Here is a 22,722-nt window from a genome sequence, read left to right on the forward strand (position 1 = left end):
TCTTCGGGCACCCACCCCCCCCCCCCCCCCCCCCCCCCCCCCCCCCCCCCCCCCCCTCCCCCCCCCCCCCCCCCCCCCCCCCCCGGACCCGCCCTAGCCGAGCCAGACCAGCACCGCGTCCCCCCGGTCCGCCGCCGCGCGGAAGAACGGGCGCAGCGCGTCGTAGTGCTCGCGCACGTAGTCCAGGGACTCGCCGCGCTCCCACACGATCGACGGATACACCTCCGCCTTGGCGAGGTCCTCGGGGCCGACGCCGGCCGTCAGATCCGCGCCGGATATCCCCGCGAGCACCTCGGCGGCGACCCGCACCCGCTCGGCGGTGAGGTAGCGAGGCGGGCCGTAGCCCCAGTCCTCCGCCGTCGGGATGTCCCCCTCGCCGTGCACGATGTCCACCGGGAAGGCCGCCCGGCGCAACAGGAACCCGAGGGCGTCCCAGGCCTTGTCGACGTCCAGGCAGCGCGCGGCGGCCGGCTCCGCGGGCTGTCCGGCTTCCGCTTCCATCCGCCCGATGACCAGCTTCAACGCCCACTCCGGGTCACCGAGGGCGCGGTCGAATTCGGCGGGTGTGACACGTGCGTACTGTCCGATCATGCTCATGGACCCGAGGCTAGGGGCGACCACTGACAACGCCCGGCGGCCGGCGCCGCGTTGGCGGTCCGCGGGCGGCTCGCGGCGAGCGAAACCGGCCAGCCGCGCCACCCGTCCGGGCCTGGGAGAATGGACGTCCTTTCCAGGCGCCGCCCGTGCGGCGCACACCGGCCGCAGGAGTACCCGCACCTTGTCCCCAGACCGCGCGCCCGAGCGCAAGCAATCGAATCCGGACACTGTCGAGCTGGGCCTGCAGTCCGACTGCGGCAGCTGTTTCGGGCTGTGCTGCGTCGCGCTGCCGTTCGCTGCCTCCGCGGACTTCGCCCTCGACAAGGAGGCCGGCCGGCCCTGCCCCAACCTGCAGACCGACTTCCGCTGCGGCATCCACACCGATCTGCGCAAGCGCGGCTTCTCCGGCTGCACCGTCTTCGACTGCTTCGGCGCCGGGCAGAAGGTCTCCCAGGTCACCTTCGGCGGGCGGGACTGGCGGCAGGCTCCCGGCACTGCCCGGCAGATGTTCGACGTGTTCCCCGTCATGCGGCAGCTGCACGAACTGCTCTGGTACCTGGCCGAGGCGCTCACCCTGCGGGCCGCCCGCCCCCTGCACGCCGACCTGCGGGCCGCGCTGGAGAAGACCGAACGCCTCACCCGCGGCAGCGCCGAGGACCTCGCCGCGCTGGATGTGCCGGCCCACCGGGGCGAGGTCAACGCCCTGCTGCTGCGCACCAGCGAGCTCGTACGGGCCAAGGTCCCGGGCCGCAAGAAGGAGCGGCGGGGCGCCGACCTCATGGGAGCCCGCCTCAAGGGCGCCGACCTCCAGGGCGCCAACCTCCGCGGGGCGTACCTCATCGCCGCCGACCTCAAGGGCGCCGATCTGCGCCGGGCGGATGTGATCGGCGCCGATCTGCGCGACGCCGACCTGAGCGGTGCCGACCTCACCGGCGCCCTCTTCCTGACCCAGTCCCAGCTGAACGCGGCCCGGGGGAACGCCGCCACCAAGCTGCCCGAGACGCTGACCCGCCCCGCGCACTGGTAGCCGGGCGCTCCCCGGGCACCCGCGCCGCGCACCGACAGGCGCCGGGCGCTCCCCGCCACCCACCCCGTCCCGATCGCTCACAGCGAACGCGTGTGGGGGAACAACTCCCCGTCCCCCTGCATTGAGTGGGTAAAGCTCAACTTGATTGCCGAAGGGGAGATCATGGCTTCGACGTCCACATCGCTCACCCTGCCCGTGCTGCCGCTCGACGACGAGGTCGTGCTCCCCGGCATGGTGGTGCCGCTGGACCTGTCCGACGCGGACGTCCGCGCCGCGGTGGAGGCCGCACAGGCCGCCGCCACCTCGGGTAACAAGCCGCGGGTGCTGCTTGTGCCCCGCATCGACGGCACCTACGCGGGAATCGGCACGCTCGGGCGGATCGAGCAGGTCGGGCGGCTGTCCGACGGCGACCCCGGAGCGCTGATCCGGGGCCTGGGCCGGGTGCGGATCGGCTCCGGCACGACCGGGCCCGGCGCCGCGCTGTGGGTGGAGGGCACGACCGTCGACGAACAGGTCCCCGATCCGCTGCCCGGGGCCGTCGCCGAACTCGTCACGGAGTACAAGGCGCTGGCCACCAGCTGGCTGCGCAAGCGCGGCGCCTGGCAGGTCGTCGACCGCGTCCAGCAGATCGAGGACGTGCCGGCGCTGGCCGACAACTCCGGCTACTCGCCCTTCCTGACCACCGAGCAGAAGGTCCGGCTGCTGGAGACCACCGACCCGGTCGCCCGCCTGAAGTTCGCCACCGAGGCGCTGCGCGACCACCTCGCCGAACAGGACGTCGCCGAGTCCATCGCCAAGGACGTCCAGGAGGGTGTCGACAAGCAGCAGCGCGAGTTCCTGCTGCGGCGGCAGCTGGAGGCGGTCCGCAAGGAACTCGCCGGGCTGAACGGCGATCCGGAGGACGAGGGCGACGACTACCGCGCCCGGGTCGAGGCCGCCGAGCTGCCCGAGGACGTCCGCAAGGCCGCCCTCAAGGAGGTCGACAAGCTGGAGCGGGCCAGCGACCAGAGCCCCGAGGGATCGTGGATCCGCACCTGGCTGGACACCGTCCTCGAACTGCCGTGGAACGAACGGACCGAGGACGCCTACGACATCGCCGGCGCCAAGCAGGTGCTGGACGCCGACCACGCCGGCCTGGAGGAGGTCAAGGAGCGGATCACCGAATACCTGGCCGTCAGGAAGCGCCGGGCCGAGCGCGGCCTCGGGCTGGTCGGCGGCGGGGCGAAGGCGGCCTCGCCCGGCGATTCCGGCAAGGGCGGCGGGCGCCGGGCGGGCGGCGCCGTGCTCGCGCTCGTCGGCCCGCCCGGCGTGGGCAAGACCTCGCTGGGCGAGTCCGTCGCCCGCGCCATGGGTCGCACGTTCGTCCGGGTCGCGCTCGGCGGCGTCCGCGACGAGGCGGAGATCCGCGGCCACCGCCGTACGTACGTCGGCGCGCTGCCCGGCCGGATCGTCCGCGCCATCAAGGAGGCCGGCTCGATGAACCCGGTCGTCCTCCTCGACGAGATCGACAAGGTGGGGTCCGACTTCCGGGGCGACCCGGCCGCCGCCCTCCTGGAGGTACTGGACCCGGCGCAGAACCACACCTTCCGCGACCACTACCTGGAGGTCGAACTCGACCTCAGCGATGTCGTCTTCCTGGCCACCGCCAACGTCCTCGAAGCCATCCCCGAGCCGCTGCTCGACCGGATGGAGCTGGTCCGGCTGGACGGCTACACCGAGGACGAGAAGGTCGTCATCGCCCGGGACCACCTGCTGCCGCGCCAGCTGGAGCGGGCCGGCCTGGAGCCGGACGAGGTGACGCTTCAGGACGACGCGCTGCGCAAGCTGGCGGGGGAGTACACCCGCGAGGCGGGCGTACGGAATCTGGAGCGGGCCCTCGCCCGGATGCTGCGCAAGGTCGCCGCCCAGCACGAACTCGGCGAGCGGGAGCTGCCGTTCACCGTCGGCGTGGAGCAGCTGCGCCCGCTGCTGGGGCGGCCGCACCACACCCCCGAGTCCGCCCAGGACCCGGCCGAGCGGCGGACGGCCGTCCCCGGTGTGGTCACCGGCCTCGCGGTCACCGGCGCCGGCGGCGACGTGCTCTATGTGGAGGCCTCGCTCGCCGATCCGGAGACCGGTGCGTCCGGGCTCCAGCTGACCGGCCAGCTCGGCGACGTGATGAAGGAGTCCGCGCACATCGCGCTGTCGTTCCTGCGCTCCCATGGCGCGGAGCTGGAACTGCCGGTCGCCGACCTCAAGGAGCGCGGAGTGCATCTGCACGTACCGGCGGGCGCCGTCCCCAAGGACGGGCCGAGCGCGGGCGTGACGATGACGACGGCGCTGGCCTCGCTGCTGTCGGGCCGGCAGGTCCGGCCGGACGTGGCGATGACCGGTGAGATCTCGCTGACCGGGCGGGTGCTGCCGATCGGCGGCGTCAAGCAGAAGCTGCTCGCGGCGCACCGTGCCGGGATCACGACGGTGATCATCCCCAAGCGGAACGAACCGGACCTGGACGACGTCCCGGCCGAGGTCCTCAGCTCCCTGGAGGTCCACCCGGTCGCGGACGTCCGCCAGGTCCTCCAACTGGCGCTGACGCCGGCGTCCAACGGCGCCGTGCCGGAGATCCCCCTCGCGGCCTGAGCCGCGCGGGGCTGACGGGACGGGCCCCTGCCGCACGGACCGTGCGGCAGGGGCCCGTTCGCGCGTACGGCCCGGGCGCGGGCGGGACCGTACGCCCGGGCCGTCGGCCGGGTGCGCTCAGCCGTTCGCCAGCGCCTGGAGCCGGTCGTAGGCGCCGTTGAAGCGGTTGTGGTCACCGACCGTCGGGCCGGTCGAGGTGTACTGCCAGATGGTGTGGAAGCCCCAGCCGGCCGGGAGTTCGCCGACCGAGGAGCCGTAGCGCGGAACCCACAGCGGGTTGATCGCCCCGAAGGCGGACGAGTTGCCGGTGCACTGCTTCCACCAGCCGGTGGAGGTGTAGACGACCGCGTCCCGGCCGGTGCGCGCCTTGTAGGTGGCGAACCAGTCCTTCATCCAGTTGACCAGGCCGGCCGCGCTCAGGCCGTAGCAGGTCGCGCCGTAGGGGTTGTACTCCATGTCGAGCGCGCCGGGCAGCGTCCTGCCGTCCCTGGACCAGCCGCCGCCGTGGTCGACGAAGTAGTTGGCCTGGGCGGCGCCGCTGGAGGTGTTGGGCGTGGCGAAGTGGTACGCGCCACGGATCATGCCCACGTTGTAGGAGCCGTTGTACTGCTGCGCGAAGTACGGGTTGGTGTAGCTGGTGGACTCCGTCGCCTTGACATAGGCGAAGCGGACGCCGCTGTTCCAGAGCGTCGACCAGGCGACGTTGCCGTTGTGGCTGCTGACGTCCACGCCCTCGACGGACGCCGCGAGCGAGGACGCCGGCGGGGCGGTGCCGGCCGCGGTGCCTTCGTGCCTGGCGATCTGCGAGCCGGCCCAGTCCTGTCCGGGATGGGTGGGTTCAGGTGCGCGCCGCGGGGCCTGGGCGCCGGCGGCGGACGGCAGGCCGAGGAGGAGGGCGAGGATCGCGAGAAGGGCCCCGGCCACGGTCGCGAGGGAGCGGGCGGGGCGGTGGGGGAGGCCGGATCTGAGCACGGTCATACGTGTCTCCGGAGATCTCGGTGGGTGACCTGAGGGGGGATGATCTGACGGCATGACGCAGACGCGATGACACGGAGGTGCGGTGTGCATGACGCGCGGCGGAACCTTTGTCGCCGACCGGGTCGCTTGGTATGGCCATGCCAGAAACTACGATACGCGCGTAGACCGATGGGGCAAAAGAGGGTTGCCGGGCTGCCGTTGGTCTAATCCTGCGAAATACTGGCCGAGCTGCGGCTTCGGCCGCCGAGGGCGGAAACTTTCAGATGAGGAAAGCGGGAATGGGCGCTGACGTGCACAACACCGGAGCCGGCGGCACCGCGGCGGACGGCGAGCCGACTGGTGTGGACCACGTATTTCTCGCCCTGGAAAGGGAATTGGCGGTATTCCTCCGCCGCGCCCGGGCCTCGTCCGGCGAATTGGCCCGCGAGGTGCATCCCGATCTGGAGCCGTCCGCGTACGGGCTCCTGCTCCGGCTGGCCGACGCCGGCGCGCAGCGCGCCACCGACCTCGCCGGCTTCTTCGGCGTCGGCAAGGCCACGATGAGCCGCCAGCTGCACGCCCTGGAGAAGCTGGGGCTGGTCGCCCGCGAGCCGGACCCGGCCGACGGCCGCGCCGTCCTCGTCCGCATCACGGACGAAGGCCGCGCCCGCTTCACCCGCGTCCGCAACGGACGCCGCGCCCAGTACGCGCGCCGGCTCGCCTCGTGGGACCGCGCGGAGGTGGCCGAACTGGCGCGGCTGCTGCACCGCTTGAACACGGAGCAGGAGAGCGAGGAGGGGTAGGGCCGGGGTAGGGGTAGGGGTAGGGGGAGGGGGCCGAGGGGGGTAGGGGTGGTCGAACGCATTCCGTAGGGGATGCGAACGCCCCCTGCGGGGCCACAACGTGGTGGGGGTGGGGGGTATTCCCGGACGCTGGGGAGACGGTGGGGAACTCCGGGACGTGGTGCGGGGCGAGAGGTATTCCCGGACGTTGCCCCAGGGCCGGGCACCACGGTTCAGGGCGCCACCACTCGGGACGTCGCGGTTCAGGGCGCCACCGCCCGGGACGTCGCGGTTCGGGGCCCACTGCTCGGGACGTCGCGGTTCAGGGTGCGGTGTCCCTGCTCAGGGCGCCACGTAGATCACCGTTGCGTCGTCCCGGGCCTTGCCGCGTGGATGGGTCGCGCACCCCGGGTCCGCCGCCTCGGCCGCCCGGACCCGGTCGATGAGGGACTGCGGGCCCCGCTCGGCCACCAGGTCGAGGCAGTCCTTCCAGGAGCCCTGCTGGAAGACCTCCACCCAGCGGCCCGCGCCGTCGGTGAGTGCGGTCAGCGAGCGGACCTCGGCGCGCGGGGTGCTGCCGGTCACCGCGCGGGCGGCCACCGACGGATCGGCGGCCGCGGTGAAGAAGCCGCCCTCGGCGTTGCGCAGCGCCTCGACCGCGCGGCCGTACGCACGGCCCGCCACCGCCCGTTCCGCCGAGCCGCGGGGCAGCGCCCGTACGGCGGCGCGCTGGGCACGGACCGTGGGCGGCAGTTCATCCAGCCGCGGGTCCAGCACCGGGTGCACCGAGCCGTCCACCCGCTCCAGCAGGAGGACCGAATCGGACAGGACGAGATGCTCGACGGCGTCCTCGGACCACCGTGCGGCCACCACGGTTGCCTGCGGAGTGCGGACGTGAGAAAGGTCACAGGTGTCGCGGTGGTCTTCGGCCGTCCGCGAGATGGCGGCGGCCAGCACCTCAGCAAGTGTCATATCCCGGCGTGAAACCGACAGTTCGAGCAATGCGCCGCCGAGCCGCGCGGTGAACCACGGCAGGGTGTGCACGCATCCGTAGTCCTCGGCGGGCGGCGTCACACCGTCCAGCAGAACCATGACTCCGCCCTGGCCAAAGGCCGGCAGGGCGACCGATGCGTAGTCCTCGTTTGGGCGTTGGGGATCGCCCGGCTCGGTGGCGAGTTCGATGCGCATGGCCGCAAGTCTGCCGGAGGCCCCGTCGGCGCCCCGCTGACCGGGCGCTGCCGGCGGCGTCGGCGTACGGGCAGGTCAGCGGCGTACAGAAGGTATGGACCACCGGCCCGGCGGCGTGCGGGCGGGCATCCTTCCAGGACCGGCACGCATCTCCAAACCCGTCCGGGCGGTGCGCGGGTCCGCCGCGAAAATCGGCGGCGCCGGGAAGTTGATGGTCAAACTCCGAGTGATGTTCACTCGTTCAGGTGGCCAGGCATGTGTTGCCGGGCCACTGTGCGGCGCCGGTGGAAGGGTCGTTGCCCGGTCAAGGGCGGGACCAGGACATCCATCGCGACGCGCAGAGCCGGACTGTTTACCCTCGCGGAAGTGTGTGCTGCTGCGGTGTGCGCGCAGGTCCCGCCCCGCGAGCGGCGAGCGAACCGGGTCCGCGACGCCATACGGCGTGGGCAGGCGAGACAGGAATGCGAGCAGCGGTGCGGAAGATGCGGCTTCGGGGCGGCGCAGGGAAGCCGGGTTCACCGGCCGGTTCGGTCTCGGGACCGGGCAAGGGGCTGGGCACGACGGGTGGGGAGGACCTCTCGGGGCGGCGTCCCGCGCGGGTGCGCAACCGGCTCGTCGGGGCGGTGGCCGTGGTCGCCGCCGCGGTCCTCGGCGCCGGTGCCCCCGGCCTCGCCACCACGGCCGACAACGCCCACGGCAGCCAGCAGCTGGTCGACCTCGCCGAGTTGAACGCCCGGGCGATCGCCCTCGCGCACTCCCTCGCGGACGAGCGTGACGCGCTGACCGCGGGCGCCGCCCGACCGGCCGGCCGCGCGGGTGCCAAGCCCGGCGCATCCGGCGGCAACGGCAGCCGGACCGGCGGGGCCGACGGCGCGCGGCCCAACGGCGCGCAGACCGGCGGCACGGGAGTCAACGGCACCGGGAACGGCGCCGCTGCCACCAACGGCACCAACGGCACTGGGAACACCGCCGCTGCCGATGCCGCCGTGTCCGCCAACACCGCCGTGTCCGCCAACACCGCCGTGTCCGCCGACGCCTCCGCCGCCACCGGGCCCCAGCGTGCCCGTGTCGACCGGCAGATCGCCGAGCTGCGTACCGAGGCCCAGGACGCCTCGGGCGACACCGAGGTCTACGCGGCGGCCGCCAAGCTCCTGGCCGCCCTCCCGCAGACCCGTCAAAGGGCGCTGTCCGGTGCCGAATCGGCCGAGCAGGTCTACCACGCCTATACCGAGGTCATCCAGGCGCTCGCCGCGATCGGCGACACCATCGCCCGCCACCTGCCCGCCCGCGCGGACTCCGCCGACGCCGACACCCGTGCGCTGCCCGCCCTCGGCCGCCTCACCGACCAGGCCGCCGGCACCCGCGCCCTGCTGCTGGCCGGGCTCAACGCGGGCGGCGGCCAGCCCCGGCTGACCGCCCTCGCCCAGGTCGCGCACCTCCGCGCCCAGGGCGCGCTGGGCGACTTCCGGCAGACCGCCGGCCAGGGCGCCCGGGACCGCTTCGAACGCACCGTCACCGGCGCCGACGTCGACGCCGCCGAGCGCTATCTGACCCGGCTGACCGACCAGCCCCGCCTGGACGCCGCGGACCTGCGGCTCAGCCGCCAGAAGGTGGCCGAAACCCTCACCACCCGCATCGGGCTGATGCGGGGCGTGGAGTCGGCCATGGCCACCGCCGACATCGAGCGGCTCGGTGCCCTGCGCGACGACGATGTGACCGAGCTGGAGATCCGCGTCGGCCTGGAGGCGCTCTGCCTGCTGCTGGCCGTCGGCGCCGGCGTCTGGGCCGCCCGCACCCTGACCCAGCCCCTGGCGGCGCTGCGGATCGGCGCCAAGCGGGTGGCCGGTGACCCCGCGCAGGAGGAGCCCATCGGCTACAAGGGCCGCAACGACGAGTTCGCCGCCGTCGTCGGGTCCGTCAACGCACTGCACGCCCAGGTGGGAGAAATGGCGCGGCGCACCGCCGAGCTGGAGGGCGAGCGCAAGCGGCTGGTCGGCGGCCGGCAGCGGCTGGTCGCCGAGCGCGAGGTGCTGCAGGAGCAGAGCGCGTCGCTCAAGGAGGAGGTCGCCGATCTCACCGAGCGGCTGGCCACCGCGCAGACCGGTGTGCACGGCCGGTTCGTCAACCTCTCGCTGCGCACCCTCGGCCTCGTGGAGCGCCAGCTCGCCGTCATCGAGTCGCTGGAGGAGAGCGAGCGGGACCCGGAGCGGCTGGAGACGCTGTTCAAGCTGGACCACTTCGCCGCGCGGATGCGCCGCAACAGCGAGAACCTGCTGGTGCTGGCGGGCGCGGAACAGCACGGCACCGGCCACCAGGGCCCGGTACCGCTGCTGGACGTGCTGCGTGCCGCGGTCAGCGAGATCGAGCGGTACGACCGGGTGCGCATCGAGTCGCTGCCGCCGCACTCGCAGGTCGCCGGGTTCGCCGCGGACGACCTCAGCCATCTGGTCGCCGAACTCCTGGAGAACGCCACCGCGTTCTCACCGCCGGACGCCCATGTCGAGCTGTCCGGCTGGCTGCTGGAGAGCGGCGAGCTGATGCTCTCGGTCCAGGACGAGGGCATAGGGATGACCGGGGAGCGGCTGGCCGAGCTCAACGAGCGGCTCGCGGACGCCGAGGCCGCCTCGTCCTCCGAGACCGTCGACGAGGCCCTGGGACTGGGCCTGTACGTGGTGGTGCGGCTGGCCGCCCGGCACGGTGTACGGGTCCAGTTGCGGGACGCCAAGCAGGGCGGCGTCACGGCCGTCGTCGTACTGCCCGGCTCGATCCTGCCCACCCGCCCGGCCCCGTCGCCCTCCACGACGGCGCCGCGCGAGGCGGTGCACACCCCCGCGCTGCCCGGCTCGGTCGCCGAGGCGAACTCCAACACCCTGCAGACGAGGGTGCCGCGCAAGGACCCGGCGGCGGCCGCGCCCGACGCCGACCCGGACAGCGAAGCCCCGGACACCGCCCCGGACAGCGACCCGCTGGTCGCCGCCGCCGAGCGGGCCGTCGACGCGGCCGAGGGCGGCGCCGGCGACGACGAGCACACCCGGACCGAGGACGACGCGAGCCCGGCCGCCGAGCCGCCGGCACAGTCCGACGCGTCCGTCGCCGAGCCCGTGGCCGCCGATCCGTACGCCATCGGCCCGGACCAGCACACGGGCCCCGGAACGGACGCGGCAGCCAAGGACCCGGCAGCCAAGGACGCGGGAGCCAACGACCCGGCCGCCACGGACCCGGCACCCCAGGCCGCCGACCCGGCACCCGCCGCGGCGCCGGAGAAGCCACGGACGGCCAAGGGGCTGCCCAAGCGCACGCCGCACATCGTGGCGCAGCGCCCGGCGCCCGCCGCCCCGCGCAAGAGCGGCGCGGTCGGTGCCGAGGCGCTGAGGCGCCGGCTGGGCGGATTCCAGCAGGGGGCGAGGGACGGCCGGCGCGAGGTCGAGACCGAGATCGCGGAGCGCACGGCGGAGCAGACCATCCCACAGACCGACACCGACGGAGCGGGGGCCCCGGGAGAGAGCCAGATTGCCGAGGAGGCACGCGATTGATGGCGCAAGCGCCCACTGCTCAAGGAAAAGGACTGAGCAGCCAGGCACAGAATCTGCACTGGCTGCTGACGAACCTGGTCGACGAGGTGCCGGGCATCCGCTCGGTCGCGGTGGTCTCCTCCGACGGCCTGCTGCTGCTCAGCTCCGACCCGGACCGCGCGGCCGCCAAGGCGCAGCCGGACGGCGATGAAGGGCCCAGGGGGTCCAGTGCGGACCTGGCCACCATCGTGTCCGGGCTGGGCAGCCTTACCCAGGGCGCCGCGAAGCTGATGGACGGCGGTGCCGTCAAGCAGACGATGATCACCATGGACGAGGGCAGCGTGTTCGTCATGTCGATCAGCGACGGCTCGCTGCTCGGTGTGCACGCCGCCCCGGACTGCGACATGAACGTCATCGCCTACCACATGGCGCTGTTCGTCGGCCGGGCCGGCCATGTCCTCACCCCCGAACTCCGCAGCGAACTGCGCAAGTCGATGGAGAGCGCCCAGTGAGCAACCCCAAACTCCCCATACGCGGCGGGAACCGCAAACCCGCGCGGGTGCGGCCCTACTCGCTCACCGGCGGGCGGACCCGCTTCGGTCATGTGCTGCTCGTCGAGACGTTCGTGGCCGCGCTGGAGGCCCCCGAGGAGCGGCGCGAGCTGACCGGCGGCGGCTGGGCCGAGCGGGTGATGCCCGAGATGCGGGCGATCGTCGAACTGTGCCGCCGGATGCGCTCGGTCGCGGAGATCTCCGCGCTGTTGAAGATGCCGCTGGGCGTGGTCCGGGTCCTGCTCAGCGACCTCGCCGACCAGGGAAGGATTCGCGTCTACGGCACCGGGCACCCCACCGGCCGGCCCGACCGCGCGCTGCTGGAAAGGGTGCTGGGTGGACTTCACAGGCTCTGACACGACATCGGCCGGTACGACGGCGACGGTCCCTCCCACGGACCGGCCCGAGCCCGCGGCGACAGCCGACGAGGCGGGGCTGCACAGCTGGCAGACCGACCGCTCGCGGGCGCCGGTCGCCACCAAGATCGTGGTGGCGGGCGGCTTCGGCGTCGGCAAGACCACCTTCGTCGGCTCGGTCTCGGAGATCACCCCGCTGCAGACCGAGGCGGTGATGACCCGGGCCAGCGAGGACACCGACGATCTGACCGCCACCCCCGAGAAGACCACGACCACGGTCGCGATGGACTTCGGCCGGATCACCCTCGACCAGGACCTGGTGCTGTATCTGTTCGGCACGCCCGGACAGCAGCGGTTCTGGTTCATGTGGGACGACCTGGTGCGCGGCGCGATCGGTGCGATCGTGATGGCCGACACCCGGCGCCTGGAGGACTGCTTCCCGGCGCTGGACTACTTCGAGAGCTGCGGACTGCCGTACATCGTCGCGGTCAACCACTTCGAGGGCACCGAGGAGTACGCCGTCGAGGACGTCCGCGAGGCGCTGACCGTGCCGCCCCGGGTACCCGTCGTGATCATGGACGCGCGCCGGCGGACCACGGTGGTCACCTCGCTGCTCGCGCTGGTCGGCCATGCGCTGGAGGAAGCGCCGGAGTAGCCGGGCCCGCCCGGGACCCGCCCCCGAGGGCCGGACCCCGCCCCACCCCCCACGCCTCACCCCCGAACACCGCAGTAACAGAGAAGAGTGCCGCCATGCGGAAAATACTCGTCGTCGGAGCCGGCCAGTCCGGGCTCCAGCTCGCCCTCGGCCTCCAGTCCAAGGGCTACGAGGTCACCCTGATGTCCAACCGCACCGCCGACGAGATCCGCTCCGGCCGGGTCATGTCGACCCAGTGCATGTTCGACACCGCCCTGCAGCACGAGCGCGACCTGGAGATCAACTTCTGGGAGAGCCAGGCGCCGCGCATCGAGGGCCTGGGCGTCTCGGTCGCCGCGCCCGGCAGCCACGCCGAACCCGGCGGCTCGCAGCGCGCCGTCGACTGGGTCGGCACGCTGGAGGGATACGCCCAGTCCGTCGACCAGCGGGTCAAGATGGCCGGCTGGATGGAGACCTTCGCGCAGCGCGGCGGCCAACTCGTCATCCATGGCGCGGCCGTCTCCGACCTGGACTTCTTCGCCGGCCGCTACGACCTGACGCTGGTCTCGGCCGGCAAGGGCGAGCTGGTGTCCATGTTCGCCCGGGACGCGGCGCGTTCCCCCTACGACGCCCCCCAGCGCGCACTGGCCGTCGCCTACGTCCACGGCCTGGGCCCGCGCCCCGAGCACCCCCACTTCGACGCGGTGCGCTGCAACCTCGTCCCCGGCGTCGGCGAGCTCTTCGTCATGCCGACGCTCACCACCTCCGGCCGCGCCGACATCCTGTTCTGGGAGGGCATCCCCGGCGGCCCGCTGGACGTCTTCCAGTCCGTCAAGGACCCCGACGAGCACCTGGCCACGACACTGGAGCTGATGGAGAAGTTCCTGCCCTGGGAGTACGCCCGCGCCACCAAGGTCGAACTGACCGACGCAGGCGGCACGCTGGCCGGCCGCTACGCCCCGACCGTGCGCAACCCCATCGGCCGGCTCCCCTCGGGCGGCCTGGTCCTCGGCGTCGCCGACGTGGTCGTCGCCAACGACCCGATCACCGGCCAGGGCTCCAACTCGGCCTCCAAGTGCGCCGCGTCCTACCTCGCCGCCATCGAGGAGCGCGGCGAGGAGCCGTTCGACGAGGACTGGATGCGCGCCACCTTCGACCGCTACTGGGACACCGCCCGGCACGTCACCAAGTGGACCAACGCGATGCTGGCCCCGCCGCCGGAGCACGTACTGGACATCATCGGCGCGGCCGGCCAGATCCAGCCCGTCGCCGACCGCTTCGCCAACGGCTTCGACGACCCGTCCGACTTCGAGAACTTCCTCTACGAGCCGGACGCCGCACGGGCCTACCTCGCCTCGCACGGCTGACCTCGGCGGGCCCTTACTTGGTCCAGGGCCACTTCCGGTGGCCCTGGACCTCCCGCCGCCCCTCGGGGACGTACTCGTACTTCCAGCCGCTCGGCAGGCCCAGGCGGCTCACGCGGGCGGGGACGCGCCGGTAGACGTGCAGCGTCGGCGGCCGCCCGTCGTCGTTGGGCACCGGGATCTCGTAGGTCTTCGGCGGCTGTCCGGTCATGCCGACCAGCACCGGCAGCACCCGGCCGTCCAAGGGTCCGCCGACGAAGGGCGTGTTCTCGCTTCGCACGCCCTCAGTCTTCCACCACCGGAGCGGAACCGCTGGTCACAGCAGGTGCGCGGCGTCGCTGACGACGGGCAGGATGCGCCGGGACAGATCACCGACCGGGCCGTCGGAGGTCTCCAGCCTCAGCGCCGCCCGGGTCACCCGCGCGGTCTGCGGGTCGCGGGCCGCGGTCGCGGTCAGCAGCGCGATGAAGTGGTCCACCAGCCAGTCCCGCAGCTCGTCGAGGGCGGGCTGCTTGTGCTCGTCGAGCCAGATCAGCGAGGCGCCCTCGACGGCGGTGATCCACATGCGCACGGTCATCCGCAGCCGGACGCCCGGCTCCGGCTCGCCCAGATGCCGCAGGATCTGGTCGGCCGCGGCCCGCCGCACCTCGTCGACGATCGCGGAGGTACGGGAGGTCTCCACGACGCTGCCGCCCTGGAGCAGCGCGCTGAAGCCGGCGTCGTGCTCGTCGACGAACGCCAGGTAGCGGTCGAGCGCGCGGGACAGCCGCCGGGTGAGCGGCCCGGTCTCGGGCTCGGCGAAGCAGCGTTCCAGGATGTCGGCCGCGCTGCGCAGCGCGGCCTCGTACAACTGCTGCTTGCCGCCGGGGAAGTAGCGGTAGACCAGCGGCCGCGAGACCTCGGCGGCGGTGGCGACGTCGTCCAGCGAGACGTCCTCGGGCGCGCGCTGGGCGAACAGCCCGAGCGCGGCGGCGAGCAGTTGGCTGCGGCGCTGCTCGACGCTGAGCCTGCGATAGGCGGGTCGGGGTACTGCTGGGGCGGTGCCGCTGCCGTTCATGAACAGCAGCGTAACCGGCCCGGGGGTCGGCTCGTACACGTGCTCGGGTCGCGGACAGGGCATGCCGAGTGCTTCAGGCCAGCAGGCCCGAGCTGCGCCACAACCTGCGGCCCACACCGCGCAGCACGCCGATCTCGTCGAGGAAGTCGGTCAGCCTCCGGGCGCCGGACTGCATCACCTCGCGGCGGTGGCCGCTGGCCTTCACCTGGGCGACGGCCTCCCGCCTGTCCAGCCCGACGTTGGGGTAGACGTCCGGGTTGACGAAGGCGACGGAGAAGACCCGGGCCGCCTCGCCGGAGCTGATCCGGGTCAACTCCCGCTCCCAGCGCGGCGCGGTGACCATCTGGCGGCGCAGCTCCTCGCGTGCGTAGCGGACATGGCGGGCCTCTTCGACGACATGGATCCGGGTCACCCCGCGCACGAGGGTCTGCACCCGCTCGTCCGGGAAGGTCAGCCGCTGCATCCAGTCCAGGATCTCCTCGCCGAGCAGGGTGCAGGCGAACGAGCCCGGGGTGGTGGAGACCGTCTTGAGGATCCGGGCGAGATTGTGGTTGAGGCGCGAGACGGGGTACGTGGGCGCACCGCCCCGCTGGATCATGCGGGCGAACATCTTGGAGTGCCGGCATTCGTCGGCGATCTCGGTGAGCGCGTAGCGGACATGCGCGCTGGTGACCGGCTTGTCGTAGATGTGCCGTACGAGCAGTTGCATCAGGATGATCTCGAACCAGATGCCCAACGAGGCGAGCGAGGCGGCCTCGTGCCGGGAGAGGTCCTGCTGCTGCTCCAGGGACATCTTCTTCCACAGCGGGGTGTCGTAGAGCGAGACCAGCTCCGGCGGCCAGAACCACTTGCCCTCTTCGAGGGGTGCCTCCCAGTCGAGTTCGGTGTCGGGGTCGAAGGAGTGCCTGGCGGAGGAGTCGAGCAGTCGCTCGGCGACCTGTTCCCGGTCCTTGAGCAGGCCGAGGGCGTCCCGCAGGACGTCGGTGTCCGTCACGGTCATGGCGGTGGGCGCGCTCGTCATCTGGCTACCTCGCTAGTGGGTTACCCGCGGTCAGCTCTTATGAGACTGCTTGTCAGCAAGGGCGTCAATCCCCTGTGCGCGAGTTATTGACCCGCGAGTAAGAAACGTGTGAGCCTGCCAACCACCGGCCAGGGCAAGGCGTTTGGCGAGCCGAGGAGGCGTCCGTGTCGACCCGAGAGCTCTATGTGCAGGACCCCGGCGACCCGCTGTGGCAGGTCCCCGCCTCCGGTGCGGCCCGCTTCAGCTGGGAGTACGGCGCCGGTCGCGACCGGCTGCTCGCGCTGTACCAGAAGGGCAAGGACAAGCAGTGGGACGCCACGCTGCGGATCGACTGGGACCTGGAAGTGGACCCCCAGGATCCGCTCGGTACGCCCGACGAGTCCATGTCCCTGTACGGCACCAAGTACTGGGGCAAGATGACCGAGAAGGACCGCGGTGATCTGCGCCGGCACTACACCGCCTGGCAGTTCAGCCAGTTTCTGCACGGCGAGCAGGGTGCCATGGTCTGCGCGGCGCGGATCGTGGAATCCGTCCCCGACCTCGACGCGAAGTTCTACTCCGCCACCCAGACCATGGACGAGGCGCGGCACGCCGAGATCTACAGCCGCTTCCTCCAGGAGAAGATCGGGATGCTCTACCCGGTCAACGACAGCCTCCAGACGCTGCTCTCCGACACCCTCAAGGACTCCCGCTGGGACATGCCGTATCTCGGCATGCAGGTGCTGATCGAGGGCCTCGCGCTGGCCGCCTTCGGGATGATCCGCGACACCACCGACAAGCCGCTGCCCAAGCAGATCCTCGCCTACGTCATGCAGGACGAGGCCCGCCATGTCGCCTTCGGCCGGATGGCCCTGCGCGACTACTACAAACAGCTCACCGACGCCGAACTCCGCGAACGCGAGGAATTCGTCATCGAGGGCTGCTATTTGATGCGCGACCGGCTGCGCGGCCTGGAAGTCCTGGAGAACTTCGGCATTCCCCCCAAGGAGGCCGCGGAATTCACCGAGCGCTCCGAATTCCTGCACCTCTTCCGGAAGCTGCTCTTCAGCCGGATCGTGCCCTGCGTGAAGGACATCGGGCTGTGGGGCGAACGCCTGCAGCGCGCCTATGTGGACCTGGGCGTCTTCGACCTGGGCGACGCCAACCTCGATCTGCTGATGGCCCAGGACGAGGAGCTCGCCGACAAGCTGGACGCGGAGCGCTTCGCCGCCGAGGAGGCGGCCCGCACGGCGGAGGTCGCGGAGGCGATAGCGCGGGGCGAGGCGGAGGACTGACCGGCCGGGGCCGGGACTGGGGCCCGCCCCTCCGGCACCCCGCCTCGATGGTGACGCCCCGTTTCCGTCCCCTCAATTCCGGCCCCTCAATTCAGCCGCCGGAACAACTCCGTCCAGACGATCCAGCACACCACCACACCGGCCAGCACCGCGAACATCCGGCGAGACCGGCCCCGCCATCCCCGGACCATGACATACAGCCCCGCATACGTACCGAGGAGATTCAGCACCGGAATCCACAGCAGCCCCGCATTCCTCGCCGCCGCGACCCACAGGAAGGCCCACGGGGCCAGCAGCCCGATGACCACCAGCGCGTACTCGTAGAAGCGCTGCTTCCAGGGCGGCAGCCCCTCTCGCGGGATCGGATCGCCCATATCGGGGAGCTCTGGTTGCGTCATGCCGTCCTCCCTGTCGCTGCCCGGCCTGCTAGACGGACCGGTTGTCATAGCCCGAGCCGGGTACCGGGAACTGCCCCTGGCCCCGCCGCCCCGATCGCGCCAGCCACCGCCCCTCGTGGCGGGACACCTCGATCGGGCGGCCGAAGCAGGCCGTCATCCGCGCGCCCGTCAGGACCTCCGCCACCGGGCCGCGTGCCTGCACCCGGCCCTCGCGCAGCAGCAGGGCGTGGGCGATGGCCGGGGACAGCTCCTCCAGATGGTGGGTGACCGTCACGGTCGCCAACTCCGGGCGCCCCAGGGCCAGCCGGTGCAGCGCGTCGATCACATCCTCGCGGGAGGGCAGGTCGAGCGCGTTGAAAGGCTCGTCGAGCAGCAGCAGCGAGGGGTCGGCCATCAGCGCGCGGGCGATCAGGATCCTGGCCCGCTGGCCGCCCGAGCACACCCCGTAGGGGCGGTCCGCCAGCTCCTTGCAGTCCAGTTCGGCGAGCAGCTCGTGCGCCCGCTCGCGGGTGGCGGCGTCGTACGTGCGCCACAGGGGCTGCACGGTGCCGGTCGCGCCGGTCAGTACGACGGTGTGGCCGGTCGCGTCCTGCGGCACCTTCTGCGCGCCGGAGACCAGGCCGATGACGGCGCGCAGCTCGCGGACGTCCACCGAGCCGAGCCGGTGGCCGAGCACCTCGACGGTGCCGACGGTGGGGAACATCAGCGCGCCGACGAGGCGCAGGACGGTGGTCTTGCCCGCGCCGTTCGCGCCGAGCAACGCCCAGTGCTCACCGGACCGTACGGTCCAGTCGACGGCGTCGAGGATGACCTGGCCCGTGGTGTGGCGGCGGACGCCGACGCCCTCCAGGGCGGCGACCACGCGCGCAGCTCGCGGGTGGGAGGGCTGCGGGGGTTCCGTAGGGGTCATCGCCGCAGAGTAGCTGCGTAGGGCATCTTTCCGGGCGGGCGTCCACTGTGCGGACCCGCGGCTTCGCGGCCCGGAGGCCGGCCGGCTCAGCGAAGTCCCAACAGGCCCCGCATCCGGGCGTACTTCGCCGTCAGCCGCTCCCGCGTCGGCGCGTCCAGAACGGCCAGCCGCGCCGGATCGGCGTTGTGCGCGAGATCGGACTCCTTGACCAGCAGCGCACCGGGCGTGGCCAGAATCCGCGCGGTGTACTCCTCGACCGGCTCACCGGCCCGCTTGGTGACCGCCAGGACCATCGCCTTGGTCGCCTCGCCGAGCGCCGCGCCGGCCAGCCACTCACGGCTCAGCGCGCCGTCCTCGACCGCGTCGTGCAGCCAGGCCGCGGCGATCTGCTCGTCGCTGCCGCCCCGCGCCCGCACGCCCGCCGCGACAGCCTCCAGATGCTCGGTGTACGGGCGGCTGGCCTTGTCGGTCTGCCCCGCGTGCGCCCGCCGGGCCAGCGCCTCCACTTCGGCCAGTGACAGCAGCGGGGCGGGGTCCGGTGCGGCGGAGGAGGTGGGCGGGGGAGCGTCGGTCATACGGCCATTGTGACGCGGGTACGGCGGCCGCGCCGGAGTCGTACCTCATCGCGCCGCCGCCATCACCGCCCGGGCGATCGGTGCCGCGCTCCCCCCGCCGCTGATGTCCGCGCGATCGGCGGCCGCGTCCTCGACGACCACCGCCACCGCCACCGTCGGCTCGTAGTTGTCCCGCTCGCGCGCCCAGGAGATGAACCAGGCATACGGCGTGCCCTCGTTGTGCGCACCGTGCTGGGCGGTGCCCGTCTTGCCGCCGACCGTCAGGCCCTCGACGGCGGCGCGCCGGCCGCTGCCGTGCTCGACGACGTCGATCATCAACTCCTGGAGCTGCTGCGCGGTGGCCGGGCCGACCACCTGGCGCGTGGGCCGCTGCGGACCGGCCGAGACCATGACCCCGCCGGCGTCGGTCACCTTGTCGACGAGGTACGGCGGCGTCAGCTGCCCCCCGTTGGCGACCACCGCCGCGACCATCGCCATCTGGAGCGGGGTGGCGGCGGTGTCGTACTGCCCGATGGCGGAGAGCGCGAGCTGCGCGGGATCCATCCGCGTGTCGAAGGTGCTCGGCGCGACCGGCGAGGGGATGCGCAGCCGCCGGTCGTTGAAGCCGAACCGGTGGGCCGTCGCCGCCATGCCGCGCAGCCCGACCGCGGTCCCCAGCCGCGCGAAGACGGTGTTGCACGAGGCCCGGAAGGCGTAGATGAGGGGGGCGTCCTCGCAGTCCTCGGCCGTGTTGCCGAGCAGGGTGGAGCTGCCGGGCAGCGGATAGGGATCGGGGGAGTCCGTAGGGGCTTCGATGTCGGTGACCAGGCCGCTCTCCAGCGCAGCCGCCGCGGTGACGACCTTGAAGGTGGAGCCGGGCGGGTAGGTCTGCTGCAGCGCCCGGTTGAGCATCGGCCGCTGCGCGGCGGCGTTGAGCCGGCGCCAGGCCTCGCCGACCGGCGCGCCGTTGCCGGACAGCTCACCCGGCTCGTACGACGGCGTACTGACCAGCGCCAGGATGCGCCCCGTGCGCGGTTCGATCGCGGCCACCGCGCCCTTCTTGCCGCCCAGCCCGGCGTAGGCGGCGCGCTGCATCCGGGGGTTGATGGTGGTGTGCACATCGCCGCCCCGGTGGCGGCCGCGGGTCAGTTGGTCCCACCAGGGGAAGGCGGCGAGCCGCGCATCGGCGCCGGAGAGGATGCCGTCCTCGGCCCGCTCCAGCAGCGAGGTCCCGTAGGTCTGCGAGGAGTAGCCGGTGACCGGGGCGTAGAGCGGGCCGTCGGTGTAGGTGCGCTCGTAGCGCAGCCGGCCCCTGCTGTCCCGGGATCCGGTGACCGGCCTGCCGTCGACGAGCAGCTCACCGCGCGGCTTTGCGTAACGGGCGATCGGCAGCCGCCGGTTGGCCGGGCTGGCGTCGTAGTGCTCCGCCTCGACGATCTGCACCCGCGCGGCGTTGACCAGCAGGGCGAGCAGGAGCAGCAGGCAGAACGCGGCGGTGTGCCGGATGCAGCGGTTCAACGGACGGCCTCCCCGTTGCCGCTGCCGCTCGCCACCCCGCTCCCCTCCGGCCGGGGCGCCCGCGCCCGGTCGCTGATCCGCAGCAGCAGCGCGACGATGATCCAGTTCGTGACGACGGAGGACCCGCCCTGCGCGAGGAACGGCATGGCCATGCCGGTCAGCGGGATCAGCCCCATCACCCCGCCCGCGATGACGAAGACCTGCAGGGCCGGCAGCGCCGCGAGTCCGACGGCCAGCAGGCTGCCGAACGCGTCGCCCAGCCCCAGTGCGGCCCGGTAGCCGCACGCCACCAGCAGGGCGTACAGCAGGAACAGCGCGGTGAGTCCGGCCAGCCCCAGCTCCTCGCCGAAGGTCGCGAGGATGAAGTCGGACTTCATGGCGAAGCCGATCAGGGACGAGTGGCCCTGGCCCAGCCCGGTGCCGAGCACCCCGCCCGCGGCGAAGGCGAAGAGCGACTGGGCGAGCTGACCGGGCCCCTCGCCCGCCGCGATGCCGGCGAACGGGTGCTGCCAGTCCTCGACCCGGCCGTGCACATGCGGCTCCAGCGTGCCGACGGCCGCCGCCCCGATCCCGGCCAGCAGCAGCCCGAGCGCGATCCAGCCGGTCCGCCCCGTCGCGACGTACAGCAGCACCACGAAGATCCCGAAGAACAGCAGCGAGGTCCCCAGATCGCGCTCCAGGACCAGCACGGCCACGCTGAGCAGCCAGATCGCGGAGATCGGCCCGAGCACCCGGCCGGCGGGGAGCTGGAGCCGGGCCACCCGTTGGCCGGCGCGCGCCAGCGCACCGCGGTTGGCGGCGAGATAGGCCGCGAAGAAGACCGTGATCAGCACCTTCGCGAACTCGCCGGGCTGAATCGAGAATCCGGCGACACGGATCCAGATCTTCGCCCCGTTGACGGCGGGGAAGGCGATCGGCGCGACCATCAGCGCCAGCGCCAGCGCCGCGCAGTGGTTGGCGTACCGCTGCAGCGTGCGGTGGTCGCGCAGCAGCACCACCACCGCCATGAACAGCAGCACTCCCACCGTCGACCACATCAGCTGGGTGGGCGCGGCGTGGTCGGCCGGGGTCTCCAGATCGAGCCGGAAGATCAGCACCAGCCCGAGCCCGTTGAGGAGCACGGCGGTGGGCAGCAGCAGCGGGTCGGCGTACGGGGCGCGCAGGCGCACCGCGAGGTGCGCGAGCAGTGCGAGCCCGCCGAGCCCGGCGCCGTAGCGGACCGCACCGCCCGGGAGGGCGTGCCCCCTGGCCAGCCCCACCACGGCGTAGCCGCAGACGCTGATCAGCACCGCGCCTACGAGGAGGGCCAGTTCGATTCCCCGCCGTCCGGGCGGTGGCGGCAAGGGTGGGGGAGTGTCCGCCGGGCGCGCCGTGGCGGCCGCCCTTGCCGTTGCCGTCATGTCTGGCAACGTAGCAAGCGGCGGCCGCTATTTCCGTTATGCCGGATACGGCGTTCGGGGCGTCGACGCCGGGCCGCCCCGCGTCAGCACCAGCGGGGCTCGTCCCCGTCGTGCACGATGTCGCGCTCCGAGGACCAGGCGTACGAGGAGTCGCCGAGCTTGTACCAGACGGGGTTGCCCTTGACGCGCTCTCCGTTGACCCGGCACGCGATCTCCACGACCGTCCCGTACTGCTTCGAGCCGATGACGCGGTAGTGGGTGCTCGGGCCCGTACGCACCACGAGGCCTTCCTTGGCGACGACCCGACCCATGCGCATGGGGATGGTGGAGCCCTCGCCGTCACCCCCGTCGGATCCCGCCGCCAGTGCCGGTCCTGCCGTGAGGGCGCCGGCCAGCGCCCCGGAAAGGGCACACAGAGTGAAGCTGCCGGACTTCGACCTCAAAAACATGCGCTTCGGAAACATGCGCTTCCTCCTGCGAAAGGGAGAGTCCTGCGAAAAGGGGGAGTCGAAAACGAGTGGGGTCTACCGGGCGTCAACGGGACGGACGGATCGGTGCCTGCGGACCGCTGTCGCGCGCCGCGTCCTGTCGCCTACCTCGCACTCGTCTCACGCTAAAGAGACTCCGAAGGGTCCGCAACTTGTCACGGTACGTAGCAGTCGCACTCGGGGGTAGCACCCCCGTTGCCCGCGCCAACCCGCCCCCGCGAGCGCCCGGTTGACTCGCCCGGCCCGGCATGCGTCCGACCGCCGGAAACGCCGTGCAACCTTCACACACCTCTCTCCCGCCATGCGGAGCGCGCACAGGGCCGCCCGGCTCACGGTCCGGCCCGCGGGTCCGGCTCACGGCCCGGCCCGCGGTCCGGATCACCGCTCGCCCCACGGTCCGGATCACCGCCCGGCCCGCGGCACGGATCCCCGTCCGGGTGGGTACGCCCGAGCCCGCCGGATACGAGCGGTGGTCACCGCCCGCATCCGGCGCGGCCGTCGAGCACCGCCCCGCA

21 protein-coding genes are annotated in these 22,722 nt (G+C 72.6%); 9 read left to right on the forward strand and 12 right to left on the reverse strand.

Going from position 1 to position 22,722, the window contains the following annotated elements:
* Positions 1-93 precede the first annotated feature (93 nt).
* The gene (locus ACZ5XZ_RS04280; RefSeq protein WP_468974476.1) at positions 94-597 is read right to left on the reverse strand and encodes a YfbM family protein; all 504 of its coding nucleotides are present in this window, start codon (positions 595-597) and stop codon (positions 94-96) included.
* A 181-nt stretch (positions 598-778) separates the two neighbouring features.
* Between ACZ5XZ_RS04280 and ACZ5XZ_RS04285 the strand changes: the two genes are divergently transcribed.
* Together ACZ5XZ_RS04285 and lon are read left to right on the forward strand one after the other, a co-directional pair.
* Positions 779-1,624 (forward strand): pentapeptide repeat-containing protein, encoded by an 846-nt coding sequence (locus ACZ5XZ_RS04285; protein WP_384434054.1) that lies wholly within the window; start codon positions 779-781, stop codon positions 1,622-1,624.
* 162 nt (positions 1,625-1,786) lie between these two features.
* The gene (gene lon, locus ACZ5XZ_RS04290; RefSeq protein ID WP_468974479.1) at positions 1,787-4,243 is read left to right on the forward strand and encodes an endopeptidase La; all 2,457 of its coding nucleotides are present in this window, start codon (positions 1,787-1,789) and stop codon (positions 4,241-4,243) included.
* Between the two features lie 117 nt (positions 4,244-4,360).
* On the opposite strand, the gene ACZ5XZ_RS04295 is transcribed toward lon, so the two are convergent.
* Positions 4,361-5,221 (reverse strand): lysozyme, encoded by an 861-nt coding sequence (locus ACZ5XZ_RS04295; RefSeq protein WP_468974480.1) that lies wholly within the window; start codon positions 5,219-5,221, stop codon positions 4,361-4,363.
* A 278-nt stretch (positions 5,222-5,499) separates the two neighbouring features.
* Here ACZ5XZ_RS04295 and ACZ5XZ_RS04300 point away from each other — a divergent pair, with 278 nt between their 5' ends.
* Positions 5,500-6,003: a MarR family winged helix-turn-helix transcriptional regulator gene (locus tag ACZ5XZ_RS04300; RefSeq protein WP_468974482.1), complete on the forward strand. Its 504-nt coding sequence runs from the start codon at positions 5,500-5,502 to the stop codon at positions 6,001-6,003.
* A gap of 321 nt (positions 6,004-6,324) precedes the next feature.
* Here ACZ5XZ_RS04300 and ACZ5XZ_RS04305 read toward each other — a convergent pair whose 3' ends face one another.
* Entirely contained in the window at positions 6,325-7,170 is an 846-nt protein-coding gene (locus tag ACZ5XZ_RS04305) for a hypothetical protein (protein WP_468974484.1), read from the reverse strand.
* Positions 7,171-7,652: 482 nt separating this feature from the next.
* On the opposite strand from ACZ5XZ_RS04305, the gene ACZ5XZ_RS04310 reads away from it, so the two are divergent.
* From ACZ5XZ_RS04310 to ACZ5XZ_RS04330, 5 genes are all read left to right on the forward strand, one after another.
* Positions 7,653-10,703, forward strand: coding sequence for a sensor histidine kinase (locus ACZ5XZ_RS04310; RefSeq protein ID WP_468974486.1), 3,051 nt, complete (start codon positions 7,653-7,655; stop codon positions 10,701-10,703).
* A complete protein-coding gene (locus ACZ5XZ_RS04315; protein ID WP_468974488.1) occupies positions 10,703-11,194 on the forward strand; it encodes a roadblock/LC7 domain-containing protein in 492 nt (163 codons plus the stop codon). The genes ACZ5XZ_RS04310 and ACZ5XZ_RS04315 overlap by 1 nt, the downstream gene beginning before the upstream one ends.
* Positions 11,191-11,589: a DUF742 domain-containing protein gene (locus ACZ5XZ_RS04320; RefSeq protein ID WP_468974490.1), complete on the forward strand. Its 399-nt coding sequence runs from the start codon at positions 11,191-11,193 to the stop codon at positions 11,587-11,589. The genes ACZ5XZ_RS04315 and ACZ5XZ_RS04320 overlap by 4 nt, the downstream gene beginning before the upstream one ends.
* Complete coding sequence (locus ACZ5XZ_RS04325; RefSeq protein ID WP_468974492.1) at positions 11,570-12,244, forward strand: GTP-binding protein; 675 nt, start codon at positions 11,570-11,572, stop codon at positions 12,242-12,244. Before ACZ5XZ_RS04320 ends, ACZ5XZ_RS04325 begins: the two co-directional genes overlap by 20 nt.
* A 95-nt stretch (positions 12,245-12,339) precedes the next feature.
* Positions 12,340-13,590 carry a styrene monooxygenase/indole monooxygenase family protein gene (locus ACZ5XZ_RS04330; RefSeq protein ID WP_468974494.1) on the forward strand — a complete coding sequence of 417 codons (1,251 nt, stop codon included), beginning with the start codon at positions 12,340-12,342 and terminating at the stop codon, positions 13,588-13,590.
* A 13-nt stretch (positions 13,591-13,603) separates the two neighbouring features.
* Here the strand turns inward: ACZ5XZ_RS04330 and ACZ5XZ_RS04335 are convergent, their stop codons facing one another.
* From ACZ5XZ_RS04335 to ACZ5XZ_RS04345, 3 genes are all read right to left on the reverse strand, one after another.
* On the reverse strand, positions 13,604-13,867 hold the full coding sequence (locus ACZ5XZ_RS04335; RefSeq protein ID WP_468974496.1) for a hypothetical protein: 264 nt from the start codon (positions 13,865-13,867) through the stop codon (positions 13,604-13,606).
* 36 nt (positions 13,868-13,903) lie between these two features.
* Positions 13,904-14,644: a TetR/AcrR family transcriptional regulator gene (locus ACZ5XZ_RS04340; protein WP_468974498.1), complete on the reverse strand. Its 741-nt coding sequence runs from the start codon at positions 14,642-14,644 to the stop codon at positions 13,904-13,906.
* Positions 14,645-14,717: 73 nt separating this feature from the next.
* On the reverse strand, positions 14,718-15,665 hold the full coding sequence (locus ACZ5XZ_RS04345; RefSeq protein ID WP_468974500.1) for an AurF N-oxygenase family protein: 948 nt from the start codon (positions 15,663-15,665) through the stop codon (positions 14,718-14,720).
* A 164-nt stretch (positions 15,666-15,829) separates the two neighbouring features.
* Between ACZ5XZ_RS04345 and ACZ5XZ_RS04350 the strand changes: the two genes are divergently transcribed.
* Complete coding sequence (locus ACZ5XZ_RS04350) at positions 15,830-16,939, forward strand: ferritin-like domain-containing protein (protein ID WP_468974502.1); 1,110 nt, start codon at positions 15,830-15,832, stop codon at positions 16,937-16,939.
* Positions 16,940-17,025: 86 nt separating this feature from the next.
* Here the strand turns inward: ACZ5XZ_RS04350 and ACZ5XZ_RS04355 are convergent, their stop codons facing one another.
* The 6 genes from ACZ5XZ_RS04355 to ACZ5XZ_RS04380 all read right to left on the reverse strand — a co-directional run bounded on the left by ACZ5XZ_RS04355 (position 17,026) and on the right by ACZ5XZ_RS04380 (position 22,183).
* Entirely contained in the window at positions 17,026-17,337 is a 312-nt protein-coding gene (locus tag ACZ5XZ_RS04355) for a hypothetical protein (RefSeq protein WP_468974504.1), read from the reverse strand.
* A gap of 28 nt (positions 17,338-17,365) precedes the next feature.
* Complete coding sequence (locus ACZ5XZ_RS04360) at positions 17,366-18,247, reverse strand: ABC transporter ATP-binding protein (protein ID WP_468974506.1); 882 nt, start codon at positions 18,245-18,247, stop codon at positions 17,366-17,368.
* Positions 18,248-18,333: 86 nt separating this feature from the next.
* Positions 18,334-18,822 carry an HD domain-containing protein gene (locus ACZ5XZ_RS04365; protein WP_468974508.1) on the reverse strand — a complete coding sequence of 163 codons (489 nt, stop codon included), beginning with the start codon at positions 18,820-18,822 and terminating at the stop codon, positions 18,334-18,336.
* Between the two features lie 45 nt (positions 18,823-18,867).
* Positions 18,868-20,319, reverse strand: coding sequence for a penicillin-binding transpeptidase domain-containing protein (locus ACZ5XZ_RS04370; protein WP_468974510.1), 1,452 nt, complete (start codon positions 20,317-20,319; stop codon positions 18,868-18,870).
* A complete protein-coding gene (locus tag ACZ5XZ_RS04375) occupies positions 20,316-21,719 on the reverse strand; it encodes an FtsW/RodA/SpoVE family cell cycle protein (RefSeq protein WP_468974512.1) in 1,404 nt (467 codons plus the stop codon). Before ACZ5XZ_RS04375 ends, ACZ5XZ_RS04370 begins: the two co-directional genes overlap by 4 nt.
* An 83-nt stretch (positions 21,720-21,802) precedes the next feature.
* The gene (locus ACZ5XZ_RS04380) at positions 21,803-22,183 is read right to left on the reverse strand and encodes an SH3 domain-containing protein (RefSeq protein WP_468974514.1); all 381 of its coding nucleotides are present in this window, start codon (positions 22,181-22,183) and stop codon (positions 21,803-21,805) included.
* Positions 22,184-22,722 lie beyond the last annotated feature (539 nt).

The organism is Streptomyces sp. NPDC033270 (genome assembly GCF_055576575.1).

Bases quoted from the DNA above. Each gene is read 5' to 3' on its own strand.
- ACZ5XZ_RS04280 (WP_468974476.1), bottom strand. From the start codon at position 597: ATGAGCATGATCGGACAGTACGCACGTGTCACACCCGCCGAATTCGAC.
- lon (WP_468974479.1), top strand. From the start codon at position 1,787: ATGGCTTCGACGTCCACATCGCTCACCCTGCCCGTGCTGCCGCTCGAC.
- ACZ5XZ_RS04295 (WP_468974480.1), bottom strand. From the start codon at position 5,221: ATGACCGTGCTCAGATCCGGCCTCCCCCACCGCCCCGCCCGCTCCCTC.
- ACZ5XZ_RS04300 (WP_468974482.1), top strand. From the start codon at position 5,500: ATGGGCGCTGACGTGCACAACACCGGAGCCGGCGGCACCGCGGCGGAC.
- ACZ5XZ_RS04305 (WP_468974484.1), bottom strand. From the start codon at position 7,170: ATGCGCATCGAACTCGCCACCGAGCCGGGCGATCCCCAACGCCCAAAC.
- ACZ5XZ_RS04310 (WP_468974486.1), top strand. From the start codon at position 7,653: ATGCGGCTTCGGGGCGGCGCAGGGAAGCCGGGTTCACCGGCCGGTTCG.
- ACZ5XZ_RS04315 (WP_468974488.1), top strand. From the start codon at position 10,703: ATGGCGCAAGCGCCCACTGCTCAAGGAAAAGGACTGAGCAGCCAGGCA.
- ACZ5XZ_RS04330 (WP_468974494.1), top strand. From the start codon at position 12,340: ATGCGGAAAATACTCGTCGTCGGAGCCGGCCAGTCCGGGCTCCAGCTC.
- ACZ5XZ_RS04340 (WP_468974498.1), bottom strand. From the start codon at position 14,644: ATGAACGGCAGCGGCACCGCCCCAGCAGTACCCCGACCCGCCTATCGC.
- ACZ5XZ_RS04345 (WP_468974500.1), bottom strand. From the start codon at position 15,665: ATGACGAGCGCGCCCACCGCCATGACCGTGACGGACACCGACGTCCTG.
- ACZ5XZ_RS04355 (WP_468974504.1), bottom strand. From the start codon at position 17,337: ATGACGCAACCAGAGCTCCCCGATATGGGCGATCCGATCCCGCGAGAG.
- ACZ5XZ_RS04360 (WP_468974506.1), bottom strand. From the start codon at position 18,247: ATGACCCCTACGGAACCCCCGCAGCCCTCCCACCCGCGAGCTGCGCGC.
- ACZ5XZ_RS04365 (WP_468974508.1), bottom strand. From the start codon at position 18,822: ATGACCGACGCTCCCCCGCCCACCTCCTCCGCCGCACCGGACCCCGCC.
- ACZ5XZ_RS04375 (WP_468974512.1), bottom strand. From the start codon at position 21,719: ATGACGGCAACGGCAAGGGCGGCCGCCACGGCGCGCCCGGCGGACACT.
- ACZ5XZ_RS04380 (WP_468974514.1), bottom strand. From the start codon at position 22,183: ATGTTTCCGAAGCGCATGTTTTTGAGGTCGAAGTCCGGCAGCTTCACT.